Genomic DNA, 19,307 nt, shown 5'->3' with positions numbered 1-19,307 from the left:
AGCATTATGGCGACCAGCAATCGAGATCGTGTCGCGCGGGTGATGGACCTGCTCAAAGAGGGGTTGGGGCCATTCGTGCTGCGCGAATATAAGATGGTGTACAAGGGCAGCGGGTATGCGCGGGAAATCGATGATGCACTCCGCACCAGCGCCTATGAACTGCCGCGTGATGTTGTGTTGAGTGCGGGCAACTTCGAAGAAACGCTGCTGGAACATGTGGATGCGCATGGTTGGCTGAACCTGATCTGGCGGCGCTGGAAAGAGGTCTTCGGGGAGAAACTGGGGCACGCCGAGCGGTCCTACATCAGCGAGTTGATGGAAGCGCGCAATGCCTGGGCACACCAGCGCGCGTTCAGCAATGACGATGCCTACCGCGTAGCCGATACCGCTGCACGCCTGTTGGGCGCGATCAGCGCGGGCGATCAAATGGCCGAGGTGCAGCTCATCAGCCAGGATTTGCTGCGTTTACGCTACGAAGCCGAAGCGCACAAGTCCAAGAAGGTCACCGGTCCATTGGATGAAGATGAGCGCCGCACCACGACACCGGGCCTCAAACCCTGGCGTCAGGTCGTGCAGCCGCATCCCGACGTGGCGAGCGGTCGTTACATGCAGGCCGAGTTCACCGCCGATCTGTCGCAGGTGCTGGCCGGTCGCGCTGCACCGGAGTATCAGGACCCGCGCGAGTTCTTCCGCCGCACGTATCTGACCGAAGGGCTGCTGGCCCTGATCACCAACGGTATCCGGCGGATGACAGGTCAGGCCGGTGATCCGGTTGTTCAAGTGCAGACCGCCTTCGGTGGCGGGAAGACGCACAGTATGCTGGCACTGTATCACCTGGCCGGGGGCGAGATTCAGAAGCTGTCCGACATTGTCGGCGGCGAGCGCATCGCGGAAGAGATCGGCGACATCGACCCGCCGGAGGCTAACCGGGCGGTGTTAGTCGGTCAGGCGCTCAACCCCGCCGATCCGCGTGTATACAAAAACTGCACCACACGCACGCTGTGGGGCGAATTGGCCTACCAACTGGGCGGCGTCGAAGGCTATCACATGGTCGAAAACGCCGACCTCAACGGCGTGAATCCTGGCTCGGATACGCTAGTCGCACTGCTGGAAGCTCACGGTCCCTGCCTGATCATCATCGACGAACTGGTTGCCTATGCGCGCAACCTCTACCGAACCGACAATCTGCCCGCCGGTACATTCGACTCGGTGATGAGCTTCGTGCAGTCGCTGACTGAGGCGGTGCGGCGCTCGTCGGATTCGCTGCTGGTCGTCTCAATTCCCCAGTCGCGCATCGAGATCGGCGGCGAAGGTGGTCAGGAAACGCTCAACATCCTCTCGCACATCGTCGGGCGTATGGAGGCAGTGTGGCGTCCCATCACGGCCATTGAGAGCTTCGAGATCGTGCGCCGCCGCCTGTTCGCCAGCGAGGTCGATTACGCGGCACGGGATGCGGTGCTGGATGCGTTCGCGGCCATGTACTACGACAACCGGGGCGATTTCCCCTCAACCGTCTCCGAGCGCGAGTACCTGGAGCGGATGCGCGCCGCCTACCCGATTCACCCGGAACTCTTTGATCGCCTCTATCAAGACTGGTCTACACTGGATCGTTTCCAGCGCACACGTGGTGTGCTGCGCCTGATGGCCGCCGTGATTCACGAACTGTGGGCGCGTGGTGATCAATCGCTGCTGATCCTGCCCGGTACACTGCCGTTGGATGCAGCATCCGTGCGCAACGAACTGCTGCGCTACCTGCCGGAAACCTGGTCGGGCGTCACAGACGCTGACATTGATGGCACCGAATCACGCCCATCCCAGATCGACAACAATGTACCCACACTGGGCAAGTACACCGCCTGCCGCCGTGTGGCGCGCAGCATCTTCATCGGCAGCGCGCCTTCGGTGACCGCTCAAACAGTGCGCGGCGTTGAGGAAGTGCGCATCCGGTTGGCGACGGTGCAGCCGGGCGAGCCGGTCCCTGTGTTTGGGGATGCACTCAAACGCATGAGTAACCAGCTCACGTATCTCTACACGGATGGCAGCCGCTATTGGTATGACACGCGTCCGACCGTCAACCGTCTGGCCCGCGACCGCGCGCAGAATGTTTCGCCAGACGTGGTGAACCAGGATATTGTCGCCCGGTTGAAGAAGATTTCGCGCACACGCGATTTCGATGGAGCACACGTTGCGCCGCTGCAAACATCGGATGTGATCGATGAACCGCAGGCGCGGGTCGTGGTATTGCACCCGGATCACAGCCACAAACGCACCAACGGTGATTCAGAAGCGCTGCGGTTTGCTCAGAGAGTATTGGAGGAACGGGGCAATTCGCCACGCCTCTATCGTAACATGCTGGTCTTCATCGCAGCGGATCAGGGTAATGCCGAAGCGCTGCGGGAAGCGGTGCGCGAATATCTGGCCTGGTCCTCTATCCGTGACGATGAGGAACAGCTCAACCTGGATGCCCAGCAGCGTAAACAGGTGCAGGCGCAGCTTGCCCGTACCCTGGAGACTGTCGAACACCGGCTGATGGAAACGTATAGCTGGCTGCTCATGCCCTACCAGCCGGAGCCAATTGGGGACATTGAGTGGCAAACAGCCCGCATCAGCGGTGATGAGAGCTTCTACCTGCGAGCAGCACGCAAACTGCATCAGAGTGAAGCGCTGATTCCGGCCTGGTCGCCTGACAACCTACGCATGGAACTGGATCGTTTCAACCTGTGGGGTGAGCACGGATACATCGGACTCAGGCAGTTATGGGAATACTTCGCCCGCTATTGCTACTTGCCTCGGCTGCTCGATGACAGCGTGCTGCAAAACGCCGTGCGGGATGGCATCAACCGCCTGGATGCGCCATTTGCCTACGCAACCCAGGTGAAAGATGGACGTTTCAACGGTCTGGCTTTCCGCAGCGCCAGCAGCATCTACTTCGATGATGAGAGCGTGTTAGTCCATCCCGATGTGGCACAGAGCCAAATCAACGAGGATGAGGCACGTGCTGACGCCGCCAAAGTTGCTGCCGAGTTGCGCGAAGGCGAACAGGTTGCTGTCGTTCAACCAACGAGAACCAGGACCGAACTCGAACCGGATATACACAAACCGCCTACGCTCACCCGTTATTATGGAACTGTGGCAATTGATCCCCAGCGTGTGAACCGGGAAATCGGGTTGGTCGTGGAAGAAGTCATTCAGCGCCTGACGAGCTTGACCGGCTGCGAGGTTGAGATTCATCTGGAAATCAGCGCGCATCGTGCAGAAGGCTTCGATGAAGCCACCGTCCGGACGATTGGTGAGAATAGTCGGACCCTAAGATTCGGCGGTCACGGGTTTGAGGCAGATTAAATCCCGACATTGGTAGGCAGGGATAATTTTGGAAATTGTGTTCGATATGCTGTTCATTAGTAATAAGGCAGTATTGGGGAAGTGAGGAAACTTAGGCGTGAAATCTCAACCAGAACATGCAGTCGCCAAGAGCTTCCAAGAACTTCGCCGGCTTTTATCCGAAACTGAAGAGGGCTTAGAAGAACACGTTTCCTCCAAACTAAACCAAGGGGATGTATGGTCCGTACCTGACGAAGTAACCGGATTTGGTGATAAAGATAAACATCCTTGGGTAGTGATAAAAGGCCATCGAGCGGGACGCAACTATGTTGTGGCGTCTCCCCGCACTACCACGTTTGAAAAGTCTGATGATGGCAAAAGAGGAATTGTTACCCCCGCAGGCGTTATTGCTGACCTTGACAAAGAAGGGCTAATCCTGCTCAAGCACCTGTCTTCACAAATTGGGTACTTGACACCCATTATATCGGGGCTTAGGGTAAATTTACGTCCAGATGTGTTCGGTAGCCCCCACAGCAGCCGCTTCCACCATACTTTCTCGCCCGGCTGCTAACACATACTGAATGAGACATCACAATTTCAGGCTAAAAGAGACCTCTTCAGGGAGTCAACTCTCAATTGCTGCTAGCTGCAGGAGTTGACGTGAGGGGAGAAGGTGTTGTGGCATATGGAGTCACTGTAGGCGTATCAGTAGGAGTTGGCGTAGTTGTCGGAGTTGCCAGATCAATTGGAGCAGAAACTGTGGGCGAATAGTTGTCTAGCCCGAAGTAATCTCGAATCTCAGGGACAAAAAAGGCAACGACAAAGGTAGCAATGGCAACAACTAGCGTGAGCAGATCGAGTCTCGCTCGTCGCGTCCGTTTTCTCATTAGCTTCTCCCGCCTAATACTGAAACGCCTTCGCCCGTAGACTTTCCCGGTGCATTAGCCTTACCCCTCATGGATCGCCCGCAGGTGACATGTATCATTCATGGTCACCAGGGTAAATACGCCATTTTCTACCTCAAAAACATTAATAGCGCAGGTATCCTGGCGGAGCCGCCAGAAGCGTTCGTTTCGAAGCCCTAAGACACCCAATAAAACAATCCGGTTAACAACCGTATGGCTCACCAGAACAATCGTCTGGTCAAGGTGCCGGGCGACCAGATCGTTTACCGCAGACATAGCGCGGACATGTAGCTCGTCCAGCGTCTCCCCGTTCGGAATTCGCGCCACGTGCGGCGTGTCGTACCATGCCGAGAGTGTCTCAGTCCAGCGCTCTCGAACTTCGCCAGGGGTTAGTCCCTGCCATTCGCCATAATTGATATCAATGAGCCGAGGTTCAACCTGTACAGGCAAGCTGCAACAGAAGCCTATCGCCTCTGCCGTTTGAATAGTCCGGGAAAGTGGACCAGCGTAAATGGCAGCAGGCTGCCATTCGCTGGCGACGCGTTGTCCGGTGGCGTTGGCTTGTGTCAGGCCAACCTGATTGAGCGGCACATCTGCCCGCCCGCGGAACCGTTCCACCCGGTTCCATTCCGTTTGCCCGTGTCGTACTAAAATCATTCTTGTCACTGACTAATCTCCATTCAAACCATTTCTCTATGAAATAAGGGATGATCATCTGTTTCAAATATCCTGCTATACAAATCTCCGCCATAACTGGTTTGCAGTGGTTCGCCCTCGATCATTTTGAAAGTGCGCTCTCCATCGGCCTGCCTTTCAGCGCGCAGGAAAAGAGCACCATCCAGTTGTTTTCCATAAAAACCGTGCGCAAATTCGTACAAGTGCGTGACGAAAAAAACCTTGATGCGTTCTTCCAATAAGGCGCGAGTGATCTGCCCTGCAATCTCCGATCCTTCACGTTCGTTTGTCGCGGCAAATGATTCATTGAACAGCAGCATGGAATTTGATGTCAGGTGATCTACGATCTCACTCATTCGGCTGAGTTCCTCGTCGAGTTTCCCGCTGCTCATCGCGGCATCTTCTTCCCGCTTGAAGTGTGTGAAAAGGCCATCGCGGAGATTGGAACAGAAAGCCTTAGCCGGTACAAACATCCCGCACTGCATCATTAACTGGGACGAACCTATGCTTCGCAGAAATGTCGATTTGCCGCCCTGGTTCGCGCCAGTGATGATCACGAGGTCCTTGTAGTCAGCATCGACATCGTTACCAACGATTTTTTGTTCCATCGTTAAGGCCAAACAGACGTCGTATAATCCTTCAAAAGAATGTCTGCGTTCCCTAACGCCCACAGGCATTGGAAAGGTCGTTGGCTCTCCTATTTGGGCGAGGTGCTCATGTAGGTTCAAACATCCGATATAGAAGGCCAATTCAGTCCGCAGCATGTGGAAAAAGCTGAGAATGTGGTCGTTAGACTGAGCCAGTGCGTTAGCTACCAGGTTGATTCCCCGGTCTCTGAGTTCCGATAACGCTCTAGCGCCGCTTTCGTCGCGGTCACTGATATGCAAGGTGTAGGCGCGCGGACCTGCGCCTAAGAGCCGCTCCATCCAGCCATATTTCTTGTCTTGCTTCCGAAGCGTATAATTAGCGCCTTTGTTGCCCTTGCCCAATTCAGCACTCACCAACACGCCGCCACGGAATTTCAGTTCCCTCAAATGACCCTTGATGACGTCAAAATAGTCATCGTTAAGCTCTTCATGTAACATGGCGAAAAAGCGAGTAAAGCCCGCTGACTCAAATTCATCAGCATGATCATCGGCGATACGCCGCAGTTTCTTGAGCATTCCGACAAACATCTCCAGCGCTTCGATCGAGCGCCGCAGGACAGACGAGGGATACCTGATGATGCCGAAGTAAATCTTTCTCTCACTGGCAATCGTCTCTCCGGCGAGATCGTAGATCTCCCTGACAGTGGAAGGATGGCTCAGGCAATCTCTGAGAATATCCTGGCGGTAGAGGATGGTGTCCAAATCATTCCTTGTACCGGACAAAACGGCTGACTTTGCCACTTCAGACAGGAGTTTGTCGTCACGCGCCATGGCGTTGAACAGTGTATCTAATTCCAGGTCCTGTATCAGGGCTTGTACGCTCGGCGGTAATTCTTGCTGGGGGTCAAAATCACGATCTCGAAACATGAGAAACGCTTTCATGATGTGATCCGCTCCTTCACGCGCTTGTAGGTAAGTCCATACTTTTCGGCAATGGAGATCGCGTAGGCCAGTCCGTCGGCAGGTCGTCTTACGATCTTGAACGTTCGCAGGGCCGGATTTTCGGGAACGACCGTGCTGACCACGCTGACAGTCTTTTCGCTTAAAGATGCTAATTCATCGATGAATGTTACACACACACCCAATAAATTCAGTTGGATTATTTTCTCCATGATCTTCTTGCCCAAAAAAATCGCGTCTTCGACGGTTGTCGAGGCAAAAATCTCATTGATGATGATCAGGCTGTTGGGGGTTGCCTGGTCCAGAATGCGGTGGATTCGAACCAGGTCATCCTGGAGCTTGCCATGGAGATTGGTGATGTCTTCTTCCCTTTCGAAATGCGTAAAAAGCCGGTCGAACAGAAAAAGCCGCGCATCACGACCTGGAACGGGACAGCCGATGCAGGCTAGATAATGCAATTGTCCAAAGGTTCGAGCGAAAGTAGTTTTGCCTCCCTGGTTCGGGCCAGAAACGACAAAGATACGCTCGCTGCCTTTCAGATAAAGATCATTGCAGACCACAGACGATTTTTCAGTAACAAGTTTATGGGCCAGAGCGATGTCAAAGCCTTCGTAATCATAAATTTCTTTGTCTGTATCCGACACCTGCGGATAACAGAATTTCAATCCCGTTCGTTTCAGTCGTGCGATAAAGTCCAGGTAAGCAACGTAAAACTGTATTTCCCGGTCAAAGGCACCGATAGTTCCGTCCAGATAATCGCTGTTTCTCGTGCAGTAATCATCAATCGCTGTAAATGTGTCAGGATACAACCGGGCGACCAAATCCAGTATGCCGGCTTCGACATGGTTCATGTCCGGGCCGGTGGGAAACTCGGCTCTGTAATCTTCCACCGCCCCTTGTTTGAATTTCTCGAATGTTTCCTCCACTTCGGCGCTGTAGTCAGTTTCAGACCCGTATCGGCGAACCTGAACCTGGTTACTCCTAATGAACAGGCAGTATTTTACGGCGGCCAGTTCAGCTTTGAGCTTTTTCGTGGCTGCCCGAAGTGATATAAATCGGCTTGATCTCGTATACGTCGCCAGGTACTCACGGAAGGCCAAAAAGCCGCGCGACTTCAAATCCATCAGCGTGAGATCATGCACCAGACTGTCCACGGTATCGCAGTAAATTTCCACCGCGTCTAAAAACCATCGTTGTTTTTGGCGTGTGTAGTGAAGCTTGTCGGCCTGGGCGAGATGATCGCGCATCGCGCGCATTCCTCGCGCAAACAGGTTGATATACTCATACAAGCTTTTATTTTCAAGGTCCCGCATGACTTCCTGACGATACAGTATCGCATCGATGTCATTCAGGGAGGTGTAAAAGAACGGTTTGAGGTTATATTCCCGCTTCGCAGCCGTGATGGTTTCCACAACCTGATCCAGGTTTAAATCAACAAAGAAATCAGGCGCTTCAAGCATGCCCGGTTGTGCGCCGTCTTCAGCGCCTGAAAATAGGATACTGTGGAAAACCATGAGCGTGATACCTCCTAGAACGCGGTTATCCCGGCTAGTTTCCCAGGCTGGCCGCCAACAAGGTTTGACGATCAACAATGCCTATCGGGTGCCCGGCATCATCCACGACCACAATTCGCTTGCGCCCCTCACGCAGCATGAGCGCGATCGCGTCAAGCACGCTCGTCTCTTGCAGGGCAGTCAGAACGCGCTCGGACATAATATCCCGCGCCAGGGCGTGGCCTCGCATCAGACCGGTTCCCATCACCCGCTCGGTGATTGCGCGCAGCATATTGCGCCGCATCACCGGTGCCACCCGCGCAACCAGATCACCCTCAGTGATTACCCCAGCGGCACGCTGCTGCTCATCTAGCACCACCACATACCGGATGTTCGTTTTGAGCATTTGCTGCAAGACATCGACCAGGTCGTCATTGATGTAGACAGAGGGCACACCTGGTGTCATGATTTCACCGAGCGTTCGTCCTGGCTTGGGCGCAGGCGCTTGCTCCTGTTCCCCTGCACCATTGCCCGCTACCGCACGCAGGATATCCAGGCGGCTCACCATGCCTACCAATCGTTTTTCGGCGTCTACCACGGGGAACCGGGTGAAGTTGCGCTCAACCATCTGCTGGGCCACATGTCCCAGAGCATCATCCTCATTAACTGTGCTCACTGGCTGCGTCATGATATGCCGAGCGGTTTTTTCATGGCGAATTTGAGCTAGAAATTCCTGGAGGTCTTCCTGTTCCAGCCGTCCGACAACCGCCAAGTGCGCTGGCATCTCAACTTTTTCTAGCAAATCCTCTTCTGTAATGATGCCGATGATGTGCCGCTCATCGTCAACGACCGGTACAGCCTTGAAGAGCTGCCCTAAGAACAGCTCGATCACTTGCCTGGCAGGAGTATCCGGAGTCACGGTCGTGACGTTACGGGTCATAATCGCCGAAACAAGACGATCGGCGGGTAAGGGTTGCAGATAACGATGGGTGTATTTCACGATCACGACATCTTCGACCGTAATCAGACCTTCGCGCACCATCGGTTTCACTAGCGCCAGGGCTTTGTCGATATTCTCCGGCGAATCAACCACTGTGATCACCATGGGAAGATCCATCGAAAGCCGTTCGATCCGCCACGTATGGATGAGACTGTGCGCGCCAAACCCGGCATGCCCGCGCATGACGGTCGCCCCGGCGATACCGCCCTTGCGCAGCGTTTCCAGAATGCTCATGTACAGCGACCGCCCACGCCAGGTGTCGCTTTCCCCCACATAAATGACTAATCGTTTTCCATTCGTAACCATGCTAACCTTGCTTCTCCTCGCTACAGTTGCCTGCCGATTGCCAGCCCTACTAATGCCCCGACCACACACACGAGGTTGGTACCCATGATATTACCAAGCATACCAAGAATGTCGCCTGATTCGAAGAGCAGCGCACTCTCGTTCGCGTACGTTGAAAACGTCGTGTACGCGCCAAAAAATCCTATAGCAACCAGCATCCGCACGCGCGGGTCGAGCGTGATATGCTGCGTAGACCAACTGATAAACACCCCAAGCAACAACGATCCACTGGCATTGATCACGAATGTCCCCCACGGAAAAGTTTGCCCCACGTGATCGGCCACCCAGCCGCCCACCCAATAGCGCATATTTGCACCGATAAATCCGCCCAATCCGATTAACAGTAACGTTTCCACATTTCTCCTCGTTAGAGCCATCCTGCTCACCCCGAACCGTAGTAGCCGATGATGAAATTCCTGTACGCTGTTCGATCAAACCGGTGCTGCCCGGCACTAAAAACCGGGCAGCACACCTTTCAAGCTTAACGCTGTAAATGCGCAAACGCATTCCACCCGGCGTAACGGGCTGCACTGCCCAACTCTTCTTCAATACGCAGGAGCTGGTTGTATTTGGCGATGCGATCCGACCGCGCGGGTGCGCCGGTTTTGATCTGACCGGCGTTAATTCCAACGACGAAATCGGCAATGGTGTTGTCTTCACTCTCGCCGCTGCGGTGGCTGACGACCACCGTCCACCCGGCGCGCATACTCATCTGGGTTGCGGCGAGGGTTTCGGTCAGGGTCCCGATCTGGTTGAGTTTACACAACAGGCTGTTGACCGAACCTTCCTTAATCGCCCGCGCCACACGTTCGACGTTTGTCACCAGCAGGTCATCGCCAACAATCTGAACGCGCTGCCCCACCCTGGCGGTGAGCATGGCCCAGTGTTCCCAATCATCTTCCGCCAACCCATCTTCCAGGGAAATGATCGGATATTTTCCCAGCCATTCAACCCAAAATTCGACCATCTCTTCGGGGGTCAGGCTGCGGTTCTCGCGGGTCAGAACGTATTTGCCATCATGGTAGAACTCGCTGGCAGCCGGGTCGAGCGCGAGCATTACCTGCTCACCCGCACGGTAGCCCGCCTTTTCGATGGCTTCAAGAATTAACTCGACAGCCTCTTCGTTGCGCTTGAGGTCGCTCGGCGCAAAGCCACCCTCATCACCAACGGTAGTCGCTTTGCCCTTGTCACGCAGGACTTTTTTCAGGCTCTGGTAAATCTCAGCGCCCCAGCGCAGTCCTTCGGCAAAGGAGTCTGCACCGACCGGCATGATCAGGAACTCCTGGAAGTCGGTGCTGTTCTCGGCATGTTTGCCGCCGTTCAGAATGTTGAACTGGGGCACCGGCAACAGGTGCGCATGTACGCCGCCTACGTGCTTGTAAAAGGGGATGTCCAGGCCATCGGCGGCGGCCTTGGCAACGGCCAGCGACACGCCGAGGATCGCGTTGGCTCCCAGCTTGCCTTTATTGGGTGTGCCATCCAGCCCAATCAGCAGTTCATCCAGACCCTTCTGATCCAGCGCATCTCTGCCGATGACCGCTTCCGCCAGCGTGGTATTCACGGCCTGGACCGCTTTTCGCACGCCTTTGCCGCCGTAGCGCTTCTTGTCGCCATCGCGCAACTCAACCGCTTCATGCTCGCCGGTGCTGGCCCCGCTGGGCACGATGACCCGGCCCTTTCCTCCGTTTTGAAGCCTAACTTCTACTTCGACGGTGGGATTACCGCGCGAGTCCAACACTTCCCGACCTTTAACTGATGCAATTGCCAACATAGAGCTCATCTCCTTGACGCGAAATCTAAAAAAGGGTTCTTCACAGGCTGGTCGCCTGACCAACACATTGTTAACGCTGCTGCTCGGACAGCTTCTGCCGCAGTTTCTCATTCGCCTTTCGTAAGAGATCGGTCTCCACCTCAGAGGCATTCAACTTCATCTCCAGGATTCGAACCGCCTGCATATAATGAAAAGCCCGATACTTCATAACGGCCAACTGCCCCCGCATATCGATCATCTCTCGTTGAGACTTCTGCGGCTCAGGCACACGATCCGCCTCCGGGTCATCTGGATGGGCCATCTCGGCACTGGTCTGCAAATATGCTCTCCCGGCGGCCAGGATGTAGCGCAGCCCTTCATCACGCTCCCACTCGTTTTCTTCAATGATCTGGCACAGCGCTGCCCAATCATCACTGGTAATTTCAAGAGTCAGGGTATGCGGTTCGGTATTCGGAAAGAATTGGCGGCGAAAGTCTTCAATCATTGTCTCTAAACCTCCCTGCTGATCCCGCCAAACATTTGCACCATCCCGTTTCGCCAATTAGCTCCTGTATTCACGGAGCACGACGGTCATGGTCACAGCACCCAGCAAAGTCAGGACCAGGCTGTAGGCGAAGCCAGCCATGGGAGAAAATGCCGACCACAGCACACCGACCACCAGGCTGGAGACAAAATCGCCGATGCCGTTGACCGTCGCCAACACGCCGAACCCCGTGCTGCGCACCTGTTCCGGTACAAGATCGGCGGCAATCGCGCGCTCCAACGACTGCTGCGATGAATAGACTGTTCCCGCCAGAGCAAACACCAACGCCAACACTGCAACAGAGGGAATCTCCACAATCAGCAGAAGGTTGTAAAGCGCTGCCAGCCCGTAAGCGCCGGTTAATAACCAGCGTTTACCAAAACGGTCGGCCAGCGCGCCAACCGGATATGCGCCTGCCATATAGAACACGTTATGCAGTGTGTAAAGTGCCACCGCGACACTGCCCGCCTGCTCCGGGCCAAGTCTGCCGGTCAACACCTGCGTAGCCCGTAAGATCAGGAGTGTATTGGCATAATCCCCGATCCCAAAAAGAAAAATGCCGGCCAGATAGCGCCGAAACGATGGCGGCAGTGCTCTCATAGAACTGAAAAACGTGAGTTTACCGTCGCGTTCGTGAGGTTTCTCGTTGACCAATGTCAGAATGGAGAGCGCAGCCAGGACGCCTGGCACAGCCGCCAGCACGAAAATCCAGCGGTAAGCATCGACTCTCGGCATAGTGCGCCCCAATGCCATGACGAGCGCGAGCGCAGCGAGCGGTCCACAGACCGCGCCGAGCGTATCCGCTGCCTCATCAAAGCCAAAAGCGCGCCCCCGCGCTTCGGGCGGAACGACATCGGTCAGCATGGCATCGTGTAAGGGCGAACGAAGTCCTCGCCCGGCCCAACCAACCGCACGCGCCACCAGGACGGCGGGCCAGGCGTTAGCTAAGGCATACATCCCGGTGGTGATGCCCGTTACTATGTAGCCCAGCGCGGCCCAGGGTTTTCGCCGATGAACCTGATCTCCCAGCCAGCCGCCAAACAGCTTGGCAAAACTCGACAGGCCATCTGAAACCGCTTCAATCACGCCCAAGGCCGCCGCAGGTGCTCCGATGGTTGCCAGGAACAGCGGCAGAATGGCCGTACCGGCTTCATGACCAAGATCCGACAGGAAGCGATTTAATGCAAGACCCACAACATCGCGGCTGAACCACGATGTGCGTTTTTCGAGCTGCTGCGCATCCATATCCGCCTACACCCGCTCTTCACACCCCATTTTTGTAAAACTATCCGGCATGGTTCAACCTGCCTCTCAACGCGCTCAAGAAGCGCCGCCAGCGACCGGACGATTTGGACGTACCAACTTCGTCAGTCACCGGTGCTTTTGCCTGGAGTTCTCGTTTTAGGCGTTCATTTTCTGCTTTTAGGGCGTCATTTTCCCTGCGCAGCGGCCAAACCATGCTCTTGTAATGCAGGTACTCTCGCTCAATCGGCGCATGTTTAATCTCAAGCGCCCGGTGATCTCGCATGATATCGAAAGCAAAGTTTTTGATAGAAGCGTACCGGGCTTCAATCACCATCTGCCGGTCGAGCAGTTTCTTAACTTCCTCGCCGGATAATCCCGCCGCGTCCTGGGTGACGCTCAAGGCAGTTTCGGCCCTGAGAAAAGCCATCCCGGTAGTCAGCAAAATAACCAACCCTTCATTTTGTTTCCACTCGTTGTCCTCGATCACCGCGAGGATATCATCCCACGTTTCGCGCATGAGAGTGACTTCGACTTTAACCTGTTCGGCACCATCGAAAAAGCGGTGCTCAAAATCCTCGGAAAACGAATGAAATTCGGGATCATCGCTCTGAGGCAGTGGTTCTAATGGCGATAGTGTACTGGTCATCTTCAACTCCCTTACAATTTTCCACCGATGAGTCGTCCGCCTGGTTATTAGGGAATTTCCGGCTCACCCGTCCCGCCCAGTTGTTGTTTGAGTTGTACGTTTTCAGCCTGCAAAGCCGCCCGCTCGTCTTTCAGGCGCATGACCAGGGCTTGACAGTCGCCAAGCTCCTCCCGTGTGAGCGGGAGATCTCGCCATTCGAGGACATGGAGGCTATTAACCCGATTTCTCAGGGCTTCACACTGTGCCTCAAGATCGGCTAGTTGCGTTCGTAAAGCCTTTATAGTTTGATCCGGTGTATTGTCCTCACCAACTGCCGCAGGTTCAGTTTGCAGAACAGCAACCCCTGCAGCAACCACGGCAGCGAGCCCTTCATCATCGGTCCATTTGCGCGTAACGAAAAGTCCCCGCAGATTCTCCCACATAGATTGAGGTAACTGCATTTCCACGGTAACGGTGTCCGATCCATCAGGATGACCTGCCTGCAGCTGCACAGAGGCAACCTTTGACAGGCTTTCACGCTTACCAGGTTCCAATTTAGTCTTTGAGGTCATATACGCCCACCTTTCTCTGCACGATAGAGACTATTCCGCCGCGACTGGGGTGATGCTTCAGCACGCTTATGATTGCGCCACCAGCGTGATCTCCTGGAGAAGCTCGATCAGGGTATCAATAGTGGGATCCAATTCGGCCTCAAGGTCCGGATCGACATCGCCAAATCGCCTCAGTTTTCCGGCGTGAGCATCGTGCAGATCGCTGCGGAGCAAAGCCAGGGGGCCGCGTAGGATAGCCGTGTTGTCTATGATCTCCGGTGGAAGCTCAAAAGCTTGTGCCAGCCAGGCAATTTGCTCTAATGCTGTTTCGACCAGTTGTTTCACCTCCGGTCGTTTTTCCTCCGGCAGGGTGATCTTCGACCGGTACAGAATCGCCTGTTCTTCGTTCACCAGGTCATGCAGAACACTGCGCAGCGTTCTTTCAACCTGGCGCAGCGTAATCGCCAACGCTAACCGCTGATGCGGATTAAGCAGATCGCGAGTCAAGCCCAACACTCCTTCTTCCTCGACCAGACGTCTCATACTTCAACCTCACATGACGATCCGGCAACAAAAAAGCCTCTACCACTGCACCTTGTGTGCCGGTAGAGGCTATTAGTCCCTGTGTCGAAGACGTTTTGGCCGGTTTTAGCCGACGCCAGCGAGCCTCATCGCTCTATGTTTCCTCACATTTATTGTCGCACGTTTGGCCTGGAACGTCAAAATGTAAAGGGGGCCTCGATTTATGATTCAGATAAAGCATAGTATTTCCACCACCCGGTGCGTCAAACAGCAGGGGATCAAATATCTTTTGATCCCACTGTCGCCCAGACTATCGCACAAACAGCCATATAGCCGCCAGAGACAGGATCAGCAGCACAACCAGCACAAGCGCTGCTGACGCCTCCAGGCTGTTGCGGTACACCCGTTCGTGCGCCTGTCGCCAGTCAGCCAACCCGCCCTCGCCCGCCGCTGGAATGGTCAATAAGAACAAAGCCACTCCACTGGCAAACATCCCCACGACACAAATTCCAGCTAGAAAAAAACCATTGATCCTCCTGTCGTTCTACTTGCCATGATGCTGGAAACGATGATACCAACTTTCCCCGTAGCGCCGAACACGCACCAGGAAACCTCCAGGAGCAGTCTCCTGCGCCGCCATCCGTTTTTGGAGGATGGCATCCAACCGGTCGAGTTGCTTCTCGGTATCTGACAGCCGGCGGTCCAACTCTCTGAGTTTCTCGGCTGTAGTCCTAAGAGGGTGAGCAGGTTTCATAACGGCCTCCATTCACGTTCGCACACGCGCCTTATGCGCCTGTGCTATCCGGCTGCGACCTCTGCCGTTTCCCGGAAAATTGCCTCCGTGTGGTCGTCATACGCCAACACCTCGGCGTAGCGCCCCCACTGGATCGCCAGTTCCACCTGACGCGCGGCGTCCTCCGGCGAGAACTCAAGCTCCAGCGCCAGCCGGATCACATCCCGGTCCAACTGCCCCTTGTCGGCAGCGTCCAACATAGCGAACAGCCACTTGAACATCGGCAACCGCCGGATGCGCGTGGCGAAGATTTCCTTACGCGCGAGGATCCTAGCTTCGGCGAAGGTCTCGCCCAACGGCGTCAGGGTGATGTCCCCTTTGGCAATCGTCGCAAAACCCAGCAGTTCCGCTGCCTCCGTCAGTTGCAGTACCGCGCTGGTCCCCAAGTTAAGCTCTTGCTCCAGCCGGTAGACGTCCATCCGGTCGTTGGGCATTTCATCCAAGAACTCCAACAAACCGGCTAACTCACCCACCGAAACATCCGGCACTGCGCGCGTGCGTCCGGCTTCGCCCGGCGCAGACCCCAGTTCGATGTGCTCGGGCTGAGTTTGACCGGCCAGCGTCGCGTACACCCGGTCCAGTAACTCCAGAAACTGGGGCGACTTGCGCTGACGCGGGTGGGGAAGGGTGATCTTTTGGTCGGTGATCACGCGCCCCGGCTGCTTGTCCATCACCACCACGCGGTCGGCCATCAACACCGCTTCCTCGATATTGTGCGTGACCATCAGGATCGCTTTGGTCGGGATCGACCCGCTGGTCCACAATTCGAGCAGCTCACCGCGCAGCGACTCGGCGCTGAGCACGTCCAGGGCCGAAAACGCTTCGTCCAGGCACAGCAGTTCCGGCTCAACCGCCATTGCCCGCGCAAAGCCGACTTTCTGCCGCATCCCGCCCGACAGCTCGCGCGGGAACGCCGTTTCAAACCCGTCCAAGCCCACCATGTCCAGCAGATCGATGGCGCGCACCGTCCGCAGGCTGGGTGACACGCCGCGCGCTTTGAGGGCTACCTCGACATTTTGCTGCACCGTCAGCCAGGGAAACAGGGCGAAGGTCTGAAAGACGATGGTGGCGTGCGGATTGACTCCGTCGAGTGGCACACCTCGATACAACACCTGGCCTTCCACAGGCTGGTTCAACCCGGTGATGATGCGCAGCAGTGTACTCTTGCCACACCCGGAAGGGCCGAGCAGCGCCACAAACTCGCCCTCGTCAATCGCCAGATTCACGTTTTCGACCGCCGTAATGCGGCGCTCCCCTCGCCCGTATTTCTGCGTGATGTTCTTGAGTTCCAACAGATGTCCGGTCATCATCTACTCCATCCGATACTGTTCTTCGGCCCGGCGGTACAGCCGCCGCCAGAACAGGCGATTGATCAACACCACGGTCAGGATCATGCTCAGTGTCGCCGCCAGCAGCAGGTGAAAATCCCCGGCGGCAGTGGCGTCAGCGATCAGCGCGCCAACCCCAGTCACCTGGTGGGTTTTGCCGCCCAGTTGAAAATACTCGGCCACGATGCTGGCGTTCCACGCGCCGCCGCTGGCCGTGATGGCCCCCGTGATGATGTACGGGAACAGGGCCGGCAGGATCAGCGTGCGCCAGCGTGCTCGCCGGTCGAGCCTGAGCAGTGTGCTGGTGAACTTCAGATCCTGGGGGATCGCTGCCGCCCCGGCGATGATGTTAAACAGCAGATACCACTGGGTGCCCATCAGCATCAGCAGCACCGCCGCGATATTCAGCCCGGCGGGCAGTTGCAGCATGACCAGCAGCAGCACGGGAAATAACGCGGTAGCCGGGATCGACGCAGTGACCTGCACCACCGGCTGCAACACAGTGGCAATCCGTGGATTGGTCCCGATGAGCACCCCGACCGGGATCGTCCAGGCCAGGGCAATCACCAACGCGATCATCACCCGCAGCAAGGTCGCCGCCACACCTAAGCCAACGTCGGTCCACTGCGCAGCCGGGACTTCCACCAGCATCTGCCCGGCTTGCGTCAGGCCATACACCAACCCCACGCCCAGGGCAATCACGACCAGGATGGTGAACCATGGACGTCTCCGGTGGTTGTTCGTGCCGTTACGCGGGGCGATAGTCAGGGGAGAACGGGCGAACAGCGCATCCAGCCCCTGAATGACGGGCTGGCGCATGCGCCGGTCCAGCCAGTTGGTGATATGCGCCGTGCGCAGCAGGTCATAGAACCACGAGGTAGGCGGGTTGTCGCTCTCGGTCATTTCCAGCTTGAAGCGGTCGGCCCAGGCCAGCAGGGGCCGCCAGACCAACTGGTCCAGCAGCACAATCACCAGCACCAGCGTCGCGATACCCAACCCAATCGCGCGATAGTCTTCCTGATTGGCTGCTTCTTGCAGGTACGCGCCCAATCCTAACAGGCGGAAGTCCTTGTCACCGACGGTGAAAATCTCGGCGGCCATCAGGAAGAACCAGCCCCCGGCCCAGCTCATCATGCTGTTCCACAGCAGACCAATCGCCGCAAACGGCAGTTCCAGCGTCCGGAAGCGCATCCACGTATTGAAGCGAAACGTGATCGCGGCTTCGTTCAATTCGTTGGGAATCGTCGTCAGCGATTGGTACCATCCAAAACCGAGGTTCCAGGCCTGACTGGTGAAAATCAGGACAATCGAGGCCAGCTCAGCGGCGATGGCCTGGGGCAGGATCGCGCTCAGGCTCAACAGTACGACCGGTAGGAATGATAGAATAGGCACGCTTTGCAGCACATCCAGCAGCGGCATCAGCACCTGTTCGGCCCGCCGGTGATAGGCCGCCGCCCGCCCGTACACCAACGCAAAAACCAGTGACAGCGTGTACGCCGCGGCCATACGTCCCACCGACCGGAGTGCGTAATACGGCAGCACTTCGGGAGCCAGGGAGATCGAGGGACCTTCGATTTCTGCCGGGGTGTCTATCGCCAGTCGCACCCCCGCGTAAATCACAACCACGACCAGCGCAATGACCACCGCATCCGCCCAGCCAAATGTGCGCTGGGTGGGTTGCTGGACTTTGAAGATTCCGGAGAACCGATTCAGCATACGATAGTCACCTCCTGGTCATAGTCGGTGACTCTGCCGGGATCCATCTCGTCTACACTATTGTCCAGGATGGGGACTTGCATATTGGACCTCCGAACAAGTCTAGCCCTCGGAGGTCACGGGGGACACGTCAACTCAAACGCGAGGGACCGGACGTCCAGGGGACACGGACGATTCGATTGTCAGAACCTAATTCTTGGGACGCCTGCCCAGGACTAGGTAAGGGGTAATCGTCGTTCATCTCGTTTTCAGTCACTCGTTCAACAGATATGGGCCGAAGCCACGAAGCGATATTTTCCACTCAAATGCAAGATCCGTCAACTGTTTGTCCACTCTCAGTGACCAGAACAGCCCCAGCGATTAGATTACCTGGGGCTGTGTGCATGTTGGATTGCACGCTGGCGTTTGGCGCGTTGGCGACACGCATTGGAACAATAGAACCGACGACGACCTCCCTGAGGAGATGGATCAGGCAGTATTTCACCACACACTACACAGCGCCGCTCCCTATGGCGGCACTCACTTTTGGGTGTATGCCATTCCCATTACGTTTATTGGAGTCAGCGGCTATGTCAAGCGCATGTACAGGCATATCTTGAGTGGGCCTTGGTCCTTCATACCACAAGTCGGCTTGTGTTTCGCGATAAACGGCTGTTCTCCAGTCGCCGATAGACATTTCGCTCAGCACTTCCCTGCGCCGCGAATTGGCTTTGAGTAAGGTATCCCGCAGCGCGTTGGCGTAGAACTGGGACCACTGCGGATGCTTTTCCGGTTCAGCAGCCGCTGCTTGCCATTGCGCAAAAACTGCCTGGAATGCGCGCTCATCCGCGTGCCGTTGTTCGATGCGCTCAAGTACTTGCTCTTTTAGCACGTAAGCCGTACTGAGAACCAAAAGCGGGGGGGCGACCGCTTCTAGCCAAGCGAACGGACTCGAGGTATGCCCTGGG

17 protein-coding genes are annotated in these 19,307 nt (G+C 56.1%); 2 read left to right on the top strand and 15 right to left on the bottom strand.

Annotated features, from left to right (window positions below):
- The first annotated feature begins 6 nt into the window (after window positions 1-6).
- Entirely contained in the window at window positions 7-3,342 is a 3,336-nt protein-coding gene (locus V7116_RS04915; protein WP_324390772.1) for a DUF499 domain-containing protein, read from the top strand.
- 97 nt (window positions 3,343-3,439) lie between these two features.
- Entirely contained in the window at window positions 3,440-3,892 is a 453-nt protein-coding gene (locus V7116_RS04910; RefSeq protein ID WP_324390771.1) for a hypothetical protein, read from the top strand.
- Window positions 3,893-4,268: 376 nt separating this feature from the next.
- Here the strand turns inward: V7116_RS04910 and V7116_RS04905 are convergent, their stop codons facing one another.
- The 15 genes from V7116_RS04905 to V7116_RS04835 all read right to left on the bottom strand — a co-directional run.
- The gene (locus V7116_RS04905) at window positions 4,269-4,883 is read right to left on the bottom strand and encodes a histidine phosphatase family protein (RefSeq protein WP_324390844.1); all 615 of its coding nucleotides are present in this window, start codon (window positions 4,881-4,883) and stop codon (window positions 4,269-4,271) included.
- Window positions 4,884-4,906: 23 nt separating this feature from the next.
- Window positions 4,907-6,430 carry a MutS-related protein gene (locus tag V7116_RS04900; RefSeq protein WP_324390770.1) on the bottom strand — a complete coding sequence of 508 codons (1,524 nt, stop codon included), beginning with the start codon at window positions 6,428-6,430 and terminating at the stop codon, window positions 4,907-4,909.
- Complete coding sequence (locus tag V7116_RS04895) at window positions 6,427-7,962, bottom strand: MutS-related protein (protein ID WP_324390769.1); 1,536 nt, start codon at window positions 7,960-7,962, stop codon at window positions 6,427-6,429. Before V7116_RS04895 ends, V7116_RS04900 begins: the two co-directional genes overlap by 4 nt.
- Window positions 7,963-7,996: 34 nt before the next feature.
- Window positions 7,997-9,247 (bottom strand): DUF190 domain-containing protein, encoded by a 1,251-nt coding sequence (locus V7116_RS04890; protein WP_324390768.1) that lies wholly within the window; start codon window positions 9,245-9,247, stop codon window positions 7,997-7,999.
- Window positions 9,248-9,267: 20 nt separating this feature from the next.
- A complete protein-coding gene (gene crcB / locus V7116_RS04885; protein WP_324390767.1) occupies window positions 9,268-9,642 on the bottom strand; it encodes a fluoride efflux transporter CrcB in 375 nt (124 codons plus the stop codon).
- Between the two features lie 125 nt (window positions 9,643-9,767).
- Window positions 9,768-11,057 carry a phosphopyruvate hydratase gene (eno, locus tag V7116_RS04880; protein ID WP_324390766.1) on the bottom strand — a complete coding sequence of 430 codons (1,290 nt, stop codon included), beginning with the start codon at window positions 11,055-11,057 and terminating at the stop codon, window positions 9,768-9,770.
- 70 nt (window positions 11,058-11,127) lie between these two features.
- Window positions 11,128-11,541, bottom strand: a complete 414-nt coding sequence (locus V7116_RS04875) for a hypothetical protein (RefSeq protein WP_324390765.1) — start codon at window positions 11,539-11,541, stop codon at window positions 11,128-11,130.
- 57 nt (window positions 11,542-11,598) lie between these two features.
- On the bottom strand, window positions 11,599-12,825 hold the full coding sequence (locus V7116_RS04870; protein ID WP_324390764.1) for an MFS transporter: 1,227 nt from the start codon (window positions 12,823-12,825) through the stop codon (window positions 11,599-11,601).
- Window positions 12,826-12,865: 40 nt separating this feature from the next.
- Window positions 12,866-13,471, bottom strand: a complete 606-nt coding sequence (locus V7116_RS04865; RefSeq protein WP_324390763.1) for a hypothetical protein — start codon at window positions 13,469-13,471, stop codon at window positions 12,866-12,868.
- A 47-nt stretch (window positions 13,472-13,518) separates the two neighbouring features.
- The gene (locus V7116_RS04860; RefSeq protein WP_324390762.1) at window positions 13,519-14,022 is read right to left on the bottom strand and encodes a hypothetical protein; all 504 of its coding nucleotides are present in this window, start codon (window positions 14,020-14,022) and stop codon (window positions 13,519-13,521) included.
- 66 nt (window positions 14,023-14,088) lie between these two features.
- Window positions 14,089-14,508 carry a hypothetical protein gene (locus V7116_RS04855; RefSeq protein WP_324390761.1) on the bottom strand — a complete coding sequence of 140 codons (420 nt, stop codon included), beginning with the start codon at window positions 14,506-14,508 and terminating at the stop codon, window positions 14,089-14,091.
- Window positions 14,509-14,833: 325 nt separating this feature from the next.
- Window positions 14,834-14,995, bottom strand: coding sequence for a hypothetical protein (locus tag V7116_RS04850; protein ID WP_324390760.1), 162 nt, complete (start codon window positions 14,993-14,995; stop codon window positions 14,834-14,836).
- A 326-nt stretch (window positions 14,996-15,321) separates the two neighbouring features.
- Complete coding sequence (locus tag V7116_RS04845; RefSeq protein ID WP_324390759.1) at window positions 15,322-16,623, bottom strand: ABC transporter ATP-binding protein; 1,302 nt, start codon at window positions 16,621-16,623, stop codon at window positions 15,322-15,324.
- Between the two features lie 3 nt (window positions 16,624-16,626).
- Entirely contained in the window at window positions 16,627-18,360 is a 1,734-nt protein-coding gene (locus tag V7116_RS04840) for an ABC transporter permease (RefSeq protein ID WP_324390758.1), read from the bottom strand.
- A 490-nt stretch (window positions 18,361-18,850) separates the two neighbouring features.
- A partial coding sequence (locus tag V7116_RS04835) for a hypothetical protein (RefSeq protein ID WP_324390757.1) occupies window positions 18,851-19,307 on the bottom strand: 457 nt, incomplete at its 5' end.

The organism is Aggregatilinea sp., from assembly GCF_036822615.1.
GTDB lineage: Bacteria > Chloroflexota > Anaerolineae > Aggregatilineales > Aggregatilineaceae > Aggregatilinea.
The sequence above is the reverse complement of the archived record's forward strand: the minus strand, read 5'-3'. Positions and strand labels throughout refer to the sequence as shown.